The sequence below is a fragment of the Dactylosporangium aurantiacum genome (assembly GCF_000716715.1).
Taxonomy (GTDB): Bacteria; Actinomycetota; Actinomycetes; order Mycobacteriales; family Micromonosporaceae; genus Dactylosporangium; species Dactylosporangium aurantiacum.
In genome coordinates this window covers 1-9028 of the sequence record NZ_JNYJ01000103.1, presented here as the reverse complement: position 1 = coordinate 9028, position 9028 = coordinate 1, and the positions used below count along the sequence as shown (strand labels likewise).

Below are 9028 nucleotides of genomic sequence, written 5' to 3'. Positions count from 1 at the left end.
GTTGTTGGGCGGTGCCGTTGGGTGCGGTGAGGCCGTTGCTGGCGCCGTCTTGGTTGATGGCGGTGCCGCGGATGATGGCGTGGATGGTGCGGCCTTGGGCGAGCGCGTCCGACAGCCGCTGCAGCACCACGAGACCGACGCCCTCGCCCCAGCCGGTGCCGTCGGCGTCGGCGGAGAAGGGCTTGCACCGGCCGTCCGGCGCGAGCGCCCGCTGGCGGGAGAACTCGATGAACGTGACCGGCGTCGACATCACCGTGACACCGCCGGCGACGGCGAGGTCGCACTGCCCGTCACGCAGCGCCTGCGCGGCCAGGTGCACCGTGACCAGCGACGAGGAGCAGGCGGTGTCGACGGTGACGGCGGGTCCTTCGAGACCGAACGTGTAGGCCAGCCGGCCCGAGGCGACGCTGCCGGCGCTGCCGGTGCCGACGAGCCCTTCGACGTCACCCGGGATGCGGGTCCCGTGCCGGCCGCCGTAGTCGCCGTACATGACCCCGACGAACACCCCTACCGGAGTCCCCCGCAGCGTGGCCGGCACGATCGCCGCGTCCTCGAACGCCTCCCACGCGGTCTGCAGCAGCAGCCGCTGCTGCGGGTCCATCGCCAGCGCCTCGCGGGGGCTGATGTTGAAGAAGCCGGCGTCGAAGGCGCCGGCGTCGTAGAGGAAACCGCCCTGCCGGGCGTAGCTGTGCCCGGCCGCGTCCGGGTCCGGGTGGTAGAGCCCGGCGAGGTCCCAGCCGCGGTCGGTGGGCAGGTCGCCGATCGCGTCGACGCCGTCCGCGACGAGCCGCCACAGGTCATCGGCGTTGCGCACGCCGCCCGGGTACCGGCAGCCGATGCCGACGATCGCGATCGGCTCACTGGCCGCTTCCGCCTGTTGCTTCAGCCGCCGGTTCTCCAGCAGCGAGGCGCGCAGCGCCTCGACGAGCCTTGCGTTGTCCATGACTTCCCCTGTGGCTGTGTGGACGCGGTGGGCGGGAAAAGCGTTGCGGCGGCGGGATTCGGGCATGCGGCGGCCGGACCCGCCCGGCCCGGGCGGGTCCCGCGGTGTGCGCGAGGGTCAGTCGGGCAGGCCGACGAGCTTGGCGCTGTCGCGCCAGAGGGCCTCCATCGCGTCGTCGCTCAGCGCGAGCTCGGACGGGGCGGGCCAGGTGAGCTTGTCGCGGACCACCCTGCCGTGCAGCTCACCGGCGGGCGGGACGACGCGGCCGAGGGCGATGTCGGCGAGGTGGCCACCGGCCGCCTCACGGCTGTTGAAGCGCGGCACCAGCACCCGCAGCGGCGTGCCCAGCAGGGCCCAGAACGCCCGGACCACGGCCGGGGTGTCGCGCAGCAGGCCGGTGCCGGGGGTGGGGCCGGGATCGTAGGCGACGACCCGCCAGCCGTGCTCCTGTGCCTCGGCCGTCGCCGCGAGGGCCCGCGCGGTGAGGATGTTGCACAGCTTGGAGGTGGTGTACGCGCGGCCGCCGCCCTTGCGCGGGTCGGTGTCGCGGTCCGGGTCCTGGTCCGGGTGGGCGAGCAGCTGCGCGTCGGCGTGCCGGGGCACGGGCAGGATCGTCCTGGCCGCCGGGTCGTGGGTGGCGCTGGTGGTCAGGGTGACCACGGCGCCCGGGGCCAGCTGGGGCATGAGCAGGCGCAGCAGCAGGTAGTGGGCGAGGTGGTTGACGGCGAACGTGGTCTCGAACCCGTCGGCCGTGCGGGTGTCGGCGCTGTGCAGGCTCACGCCCGCGTTGAGCACCAGGGCGTCGATGCGGGCGTCGCCGAGCCGCTCCCGCACCTCGGCGGCGAAGCCGCGGACGCTGTCGAGGCGGGCCAGGTCGAGGCGGGGCGCCTCGACGCCCTCGGGGCCCACACCGCGGACGCCGAGCAGGACCCTCGCCTCACCGCAGTCCCGCAGCCGCTGCAGGGTCACGGCGCCGAGCCCCGAGCTCCCGCCTGTCATCACGAGGTTCTTCATGTCGCGCTCCTCCGGCACACCGTTGCGGATACGGTGGGGCCGAGGTCATCCGGACCGTCGATCCCCACGCTCGCAACATACGCAGCCGGCACCCCGCAGAAGCACCCCTAGCGACCCCTGCTCGCGGCGGCCAGCGCGGGCAGGGGTTCGGCCCGGGGCGGTCCGTCCGGCCGGTCGTCCGGCGGTGCGGCGGCGAAGCGGCGGGGCCGCACCAGCCGCCGGGCGGCCAGCGCGAGGCCCAGCGCCTCGGTGGCCGGCCCGCCGGCGCCGCGCATGCGCTGCATCGTGTGCAGCAGCCACAGCCGCATCTCGGTGACGTGGCCGGGTGAGCCGTGCACGTCGTCGAAGACCCGGAACCTGGCGTCGGGCAGGTTCCGGCGCAGCAGGACCGCGTCGGCGGCGGGAATGATCTCGTCGCGGCCGCTGAGGACCGCGGCGACCGGCACCCGCACCGCCGCCAGCTCCGCCGGGGTCAGCGCCCACCCGGGGGCGGCGAAGGGATCGGTGCCGGCGAGGTGGGTGAACGTGCGGGTGGTCAGCTCGGGCAGCCGGGCCCGCCAGGCGCGGTCGGTGAAGAACCCGGCGACCGGCGGCCCGACGGTCAGCACCCGCCGGACCCGGGGGTCGTGGGCGGCGGTACGCAGGGCGAGGTGCCCGCCGAAGCTCGGCGCGAGCACGGACGTGTCGGCCACGTCGGCCCGGCCGGCGAGGCGGTCCAGCAGGTCGCTGAGCATGCGGCCGGACGCCGGCAGGTAGCGTCGCCGGTGCTCACCCACCCCGGGCAGCTCGGTGACGACGCCGGCGAGCCCGAAGGCGGAGAGACGGGCCAGCAGGGGTGCCCACTGCTCCTTGACGCTGACGATCCCGCCGAGGACGACCAGCAGCGGCCGTCCGGTGTCCAGGCCGCTCGCCCACGCGGCGAGACCGCCGCCGGGCAGGTCCAGCTCGAGGCGTTCGATGCCGGTGCCGGCGCGCCGCCACGCGTCGAACGCGCGGACGCAGTCGTCCTGCGCGGCCGCCCGGAACGGGTCGCCGGCGTAAGGGAAGCGGGCCATCGCGTACGCGCGGCACGCCCGCAGCGGCCGGTGCCGGTCGCGTTCGGCGTCGCCGGCGCGGCGCCACACCGCCGTCCACGAGTCCGGGTGCCCCGGCTCGTCGTTGCCGACCTTTGCCAGGATCCGGCGCACGTCGCGGGCCGCCATCCCCTGCCCGCGCGCGTGCAGGACGGCGAACTCCTTCAGTTCCGCCACGGAGTGCATCTCACGCCACCGGGACCAGGTCGCGCAGCGGCGCCGCCAGGCGCGGCTGCAGCTGGAAGAACGCGCCGGCGAGGATCCGGTGCTTGGTCGCCGGCCGCCGGTCCACCAGCCGGTACAGCGCCCGGCGCAGCGCGACCGCCGGCGGGGCCGACAGCGCGAACGCCCGCTCCTGGCGTAGCTGCAGCGTGCGGGCCCGGCGGACGGGCTCCTGCCGCCGCAGCCGCAGCAGCCGGTGCACGTCGGGACCGGCGTCGGGCACCAGCGCGGCGAGGGTGACCGCGTCGATGACGGCGTGGTTGACGCCCTGGCCGAGGATCGGTGACAGGGTGTGCGCGGCGTCGCCGATGAGGACCAGCCCCGGCCGGCCCCACTCGGGCGGCTCGGTGGTGAAGATGTCCAGCAGGGTCGTGTCCGACCAGGTGGGCACCGCCGCGCGGACCGGTCCGGCGAGCTCCGGGGCGAGCGCGTCGACCCGGCGGTGCAGCGCGTCCAGGCCCTGCGCCCGCAGCGCCTTGAGGCCGCCCTTGGCGATGTTGAGGCCGACCCGGATGTCGTCGGGGAACGTCGGCAGGAACAGCCCGTGCCGACCGCCGTCGAGCCGTACCCGCAGCGCCGCCGGATCCCAGCCCGGCGGCCGTGGCAGCCGGAACCACACCACGTCGCGCTCCAGCGGGGTGTGCCCGCCGTCGAGGCCGGCCATCTGCCGGACCTTGCTGAACCGGCCGTCGGCGCCGACGGTGAGCCGGGCCCGGACCTCGACGGGGCCGTCGGGGCCGTTGGCCCGCACCCCGGTCACGGTCCCGCCGTCGCGCAGCAGCGACACCGCGGTGCACCGGGTCCGCAACAGGAAGCCGGGATGCCGCGCGGCCTCCTCGGCGAGCGCGGCCAGCAGGGCCGGCTGCGGCAGCTCGATCGGGCCCGGGAACCGGTACGGCAGCTCGGCGAACTCGACGCCGAACACCCGCCGCCCGCCGTCGCTGACCTCGAGCCGCTCGATCGGCAGGTAGGCACCGGCGAGCCGGTCGAGCAGGCCGAGCTCGTCGAGCAGCCACACCGAGTCCGGCGAGATCGACTCGCCGCGGAACGTGCGGTTGAAATGCCGCGCCGCCTCCAGCACGACGACGTCGCGACCGGCGCGGGCCAGCTGCAGGGCGAGGGTCAGGCCGGCCGGCCCGGCACCGACGACGCACACCTCGGCGTCGAGGATCTCGGCGCTCATGGCGCCACCTCCCTGGAAAGCGGTCATGCGATGGGCAGGATCAGAGCGGACGGGCAGCTGGGGTCGTGGTGGACGCTCTGCTCGGCGGTGAGCAGCGTCGTGGCGGTGGCGAGCGGCTCGCCGGTGCCGTGGTTGCGGGCGAAGCGCGGATGGGCGCCGCTGGAGACCTGCAGCCGCACCCGGTGCCCGGCCCGGAACCGCCATGCGGTGTGGCCGAGCTGCACGGTGAGGGAGCGGACACCGGCGGCGTCCACCGGTTCCTCCGGCCCGACCCGCACCAGGCCGTCACAGACGTTGACCGAGTGACCCGACGGCGACACGTCGCACAGGCGGGCGAAGAAGTCCGTGTGCGCCCGGCTGGAGGACACGAACAGCTCGACCCGGACCGGGCCGGTGACGAGCAGGTCCTGGTCCAGCACCGGTCCGCTGTAGACGAGGACGTCGGCGCGGCGTTCCAGGCGGCGGTTGTCGACCGGTCCGGCGCCGGGCCCGACCCACGCGCCGCCGACGGCCGGGGTGGGACGGGCCGGGTCGTACACGTACGTGTCTGGTTCGCTGCGCGGCGGCGGCACCGGGGCGAGGCCGCGGCCCGGCTGCAGGTACCACGGTCGCTGCCGGATCCCCGGTGGCGGCCACTCCCGGTAGCCGCGCCAGCGGTCCTCCCCTGGCACGAAGACCCGCACCGGGTCGCTGCGGACCGCCGCGCCCGGCTGCCCGAAGCGGCCGCGCAGCCAGTCGAGCGAGTCGCCGAACAGCTCCGGCCACGAGCGCAGCAGCCCCGTGTGGGTCCACGGGCCGATCGTCAGCGCCGGTTCCCGGCCCGCGGCGCGCAGGATGCGGTACTGCTCCAGCACGTGCGGCAGGAACACGTCGTGCCAGCCGGACTGCAGCAGCACCGGGGCGCTCGTCGCGGCGACGGCGGCGGTCCGGTCGAAGCGGTCCCAGAACGGGTCACCCGCGCCGGCGTGCCGCAGCCAGCGCTCGAAGTAGGGGATGTCGCGGCGCAGCGCCTCGCGGTAGCTGTCCACCAGCGGCAGCCGCCGGTAGGCGATCCGGTTCAGGCGGCGCCGCTCGGCCAGCTGCCGCAGGTTGTCGCGGACCGGGCCGCGCTTGACCTGGGTCAGCTGGGCGGCCCAGCCGAGCATCGTGTCCAGCGCGAACGCGCCGCCGGGGAACGCGACCCCGCGGTACTCGTGCGGGCCGAGCTGGCTGACCAGCCCGCCGAGGCCGGCCGGGGTGCCGTCGCGGCCGAGCGCCCACTGCGCGTACGCCAGGTAGCTCGGGCCGATCGTGGCGAACTCCCCCGAGCACCACGGCTGGGCCAGCAGCCACTCCACGGTGTCCTGCCCGTCGGCGGTCTCGTCGGCCCACGGCTCGAAGGTTCCTTCGGAGCCGAACGTGCCGCGGCAGCGCTGGACGACGACCTGGAAGCCGCGCTCCGCGTACAGGCGACCGTAGAGCAGCCCGACCGGCACCTGCCAGCCGTAGGGGTTGCGCACCAGCAGGGTCGGCAGCCCGCTGCCGTGCACCGGCGCGTAGTGCTCGGCGATCAGCTCGACGCCGTCGCGCATCGGGATCCGCAGCCCGGTCGTGACCCGGACGTCGGGGGTGCCGGCGACCGGCAGCCGCCACCACCCCGCGGCCAGCCGCGCCGCGAGCGCCTCACCGCGCCGCCGGGCGGGTCGCGCGGCGCGGGCCGATACCGGCGCGTCAACCGACATGGATGAGTCCGAGCGTGGCGAGCAGGGTCAGGTTCTCTGCGGCGCTCCACCACTCGACCACCCGGCCCTGCTCGATGCGCAGGATGTCGATGCCGGTGTTGGTCAGCGGTGTGCCGGCGGGCGCCGCCGCGCCGGGCATGCCGCCGTGATACGTGCCGGTGAAGGCCCAGCCGCCGGTGACGTGGTCGCCGTCGCCGATCGGGCCGACCACGGTCTCGTACCGCAGCCGCGCCATCGCCTGCACGCCGCCGATGAGGGCGACGGCGCCGGCCCGGTCGCGGATCTGCGACGGGTCCACGGCCGGCGACAGCTTCGGGGAGTTGACCCGCAGCTCGTCGGCGAGCAGGTCATCGGCGACGGCGAGGTCGCCGTTCCACAGCGCGATCCAGCGGTCCCACAGTTCCTTGTGCGTGCTCATGTGCGTGCCTCCAGTCTCACCAGCGGATCCGGGTCGGGCGTCGGGGTGGCGCGCCACCAGGCGGCGGTCGCGTGCAGGGCCTCGTCCAGCGGGGTCGGCAGCAGCCCGAACCGCTGCGTGCAGGCCGAGGAGTCCATGACGAACGCCCCTTCGACCTGGTGGGCGACCTCCTCGAACTCGCGGATGCGCGGGTTGCGCAGCCCGGCGACGCGGCGCACGCCGCGGCCGACGGCGATGAGCCGGGGGCGGCGGGCACCGGCGACCGCGCAGAGCCGTCCGGCGAACTCGCGCTGGGTCAGCGGCGGGTGGCTCGGCACGTGCCACGGGCGGCCCCAGGCGGACTCCTCCGCGGCCAGCCGGACGAGGGCGCGGGCCGTGTCGAGCACGTACGTGTACGAGTGCGGCCGGTCGGTGCGGCCGAGCACGACACCGGGGCGGCCGGCCAGCACGCGGGGGACGAGCATCTTGCCGGCGGCGCTCTCGGTGACCCGCGGGCCGAAGTGGTCGGCGGAGCGGACCTCGACCGCGCGCAGCCGTCCGGTCCGGTGCGCGGACTCCGCGGCCAGCCACATGTCGGCGCGCAGCCGGCCCTTCGCGCCGGCCGGGGCCAGCGGGGTGTCCTCGGTCAGCGGCCCGGTGGCGCGGCCGTAGCCGTACAGGTTCGACACGGTGGCGAGGACCGCGCCGTGCCGCTCGGCGGCGGCGAGGACCGCGGCGGCCAGCGGCGGCCACTGCGCCGCCCAGTGCTGGTACGCGCTGGGGTTGGCGCAGTTGTACAACACGGCCGCGCCGGCGGTGTGCCGGTCGAGCTCACCGGGGACGGCGGCGTCGGCGGCGACCGCCTCGACGCCGGGGTGCCGCGGTGCGCGGCCGCGCCGGCTGACGACCCGGACGTGCTCGCCGGCCTGGGCCAGCAGCAGCGCGGTCGCGGAGCCGACCGGTCCCGCGCCGACGACGACATGGGTGCTCATACGGCCGCGGCCTCCTTCGTCGGGTGGGCCGCGGTGGGCGCCGGGGCGGCGAGCCGCCGGCGGTCGCGGGCCAGTTGCCTGAGGTACCGGTACCAGTCGATCTCGACGGTGAGCCGGGGGGTCGCCGTGTAGCGGCGGCGCACCCGGCGCTCGTCCGCGGCGATCTCGGCCGCGAGGTCGTCTGGGGCGGGCAGGACGGTGGTGCCGTCGATGAGGTCGGCGATCCACGCCGCCTGCGCCTCGGCCTGCACGGTGATGGCGCTGAGCGGCTTGACGAAACCCAGGAAGTACAGGCCCGGCCGGCCCGGCATGACGATCCGCCGGAACAGCCGCATCGGCCCGTGCATCACCGGGGTCAGCGACGGCGGCAGGAACGGGAAGCTGAACCGGAACCCGGTGCACCACAGGACCGTGTCGAACGCCTCGGCGGTGCCGTCGGCGAAGACGACCCGGTCGCCGTCGAAGCGGTCCACCGCGGGGCGGACCGCGACCCGGCCGGCGCGGACCGCCGGCAGGAACCCCTCGCAGGTCGCCGGGTGCGTGCGCAGCACCAGATGGTCGGGGTCGGGCAGGCCGTACCGGGCGAGGCTGCCCTGCTTCGCCCACAGCATCGCGGTGAGCAGCACCGACTGCAGCGCCATCGGCACGTACCTGGCGAGGAACGGGTTGAACCGGTCCAGCGGACGGCTGCCGTACAGCTTGGGCGTGACCCAGAAGCCGCGCCGCACGCTCATCACCACCCGGTCGGTGACCCGCGACAGTTCCGTCGCGAGGTCGCAGGCGGTGTTGCCGAACCCGACGACGAGCACCCGGTCACCCCGCACGTCCGCGGGCGTCTTGTAGTCCTTGCTGTGCAACTGGTGGCCGGTGAAGTGGCCGCCGACCACCGGCAGCGGCTTGGGGTCCCAGTGGAAACCGGACGCGACGACGACGGCGTCGTAGTGCCGGCTGTCCTGTGCCGTCGTACTGACCTCGTAGCCGCCGCCGGGCACCGGCCGGACCCCGGTGACGGTCGTGCGGAAACGCACGTGCGGGCGCAGCCCGAAGTGCGCGGCGTAGCGCTCGAGGTAGTCGAGCATCTGCGCGTGGCCGGGGAAGGTGGGATAGTGCGCGGGCATCGGCAGCTTCGGGAAGCCGCTCATCGCGCTGGAGCTGTTGAGCTCGATCGAGTCGTAGACGGCGGAGGTGCCGCTGTCGTTGCCGAACCGCCACTGGCCGCCGAGGTCGGAGCCGCGCTCGTACACGTCGAACGCGATGCCGCGCTCCTTGAGCACCTGGGCGGCCGCCAGTCCGCAGGCGCCGGCCCCGATGACGCAGACCCGGGGGCCGCCGGGCGTTGAGGTGTCAGCCACGCCCCCGACGATGGGCGAGGGCGCTAAAGTGCGCCTAGGTCGTGTGTCGAAGTCATAGCCATTCGTTGATCGCGGCGATGTGCAGGGTGGCTTCGTACCGGACGGCGAGCTTGTCGAAGCGGGTGGCGACA

Annotated in this window: 8 protein-coding genes; all 8 read right to left on the bottom strand. The window is 75.3% G+C overall.

Translation table 11 applies throughout. The annotated features are described in order from the left end of the window. Positions 1-943: beta-ketoacyl synthase N-terminal-like domain-containing protein (locus tag OP18_RS50220; protein ID WP_033367834.1), on the bottom strand; the 943-nt coding region annotated here is incomplete at its 3' end. Positions 944-1060: 117 nt separating this feature from the next. After that, entirely contained in the window at positions 1061-1957 is an 897-nt protein-coding gene (locus OP18_RS50215) for an SDR family NAD(P)-dependent oxidoreductase (RefSeq protein WP_033367839.1), read from the bottom strand. Positions 1958-2064: 107 nt separating this feature from the next. Beyond that, a complete protein-coding gene (locus OP18_RS50210) occupies positions 2065-3216 on the bottom strand; it encodes an alpha/beta fold hydrolase (protein WP_063745804.1) in 1152 nt (383 codons plus the stop codon). Position 3217: 1 nt separating this feature from the next. Further along, the gene (locus OP18_RS62265) at positions 3218-4435 is read right to left on the bottom strand and encodes an FAD-dependent oxidoreductase (protein WP_033367833.1); all 1218 of its coding nucleotides are present in this window, start codon (positions 4433-4435) and stop codon (positions 3218-3220) included. Between the two features lie 23 nt (positions 4436-4458). Then, on the bottom strand, positions 4459-6156 hold the full coding sequence (locus tag OP18_RS50200) for a CocE/NonD family hydrolase (RefSeq protein ID WP_081971846.1): 1698 nt from the start codon (positions 6154-6156) through the stop codon (positions 4459-4461). Next, positions 6146-6574 (bottom strand): ester cyclase, encoded by a 429-nt coding sequence (locus OP18_RS50195; protein WP_033367831.1) that lies wholly within the window; start codon positions 6572-6574, stop codon positions 6146-6148. Before OP18_RS50195 ends, OP18_RS50200 begins: the two co-directional genes overlap by 11 nt. After that, a complete protein-coding gene (locus tag OP18_RS50190; protein ID WP_052388579.1) occupies positions 6571-7545 on the bottom strand; it encodes an NAD-dependent epimerase/dehydratase family protein in 975 nt (324 codons plus the stop codon). Before OP18_RS50190 ends, OP18_RS50195 begins: the two co-directional genes overlap by 4 nt. Beyond that, entirely contained in the window at positions 7542-8897 is a 1356-nt protein-coding gene (locus tag OP18_RS50185; protein ID WP_052388578.1) for a flavin-containing monooxygenase, read from the bottom strand. The genes OP18_RS50190 and OP18_RS50185 overlap by 4 nt, the downstream gene beginning before the upstream one ends. Between the last annotated feature and the right edge of the window lie 131 nt (positions 8898-9028).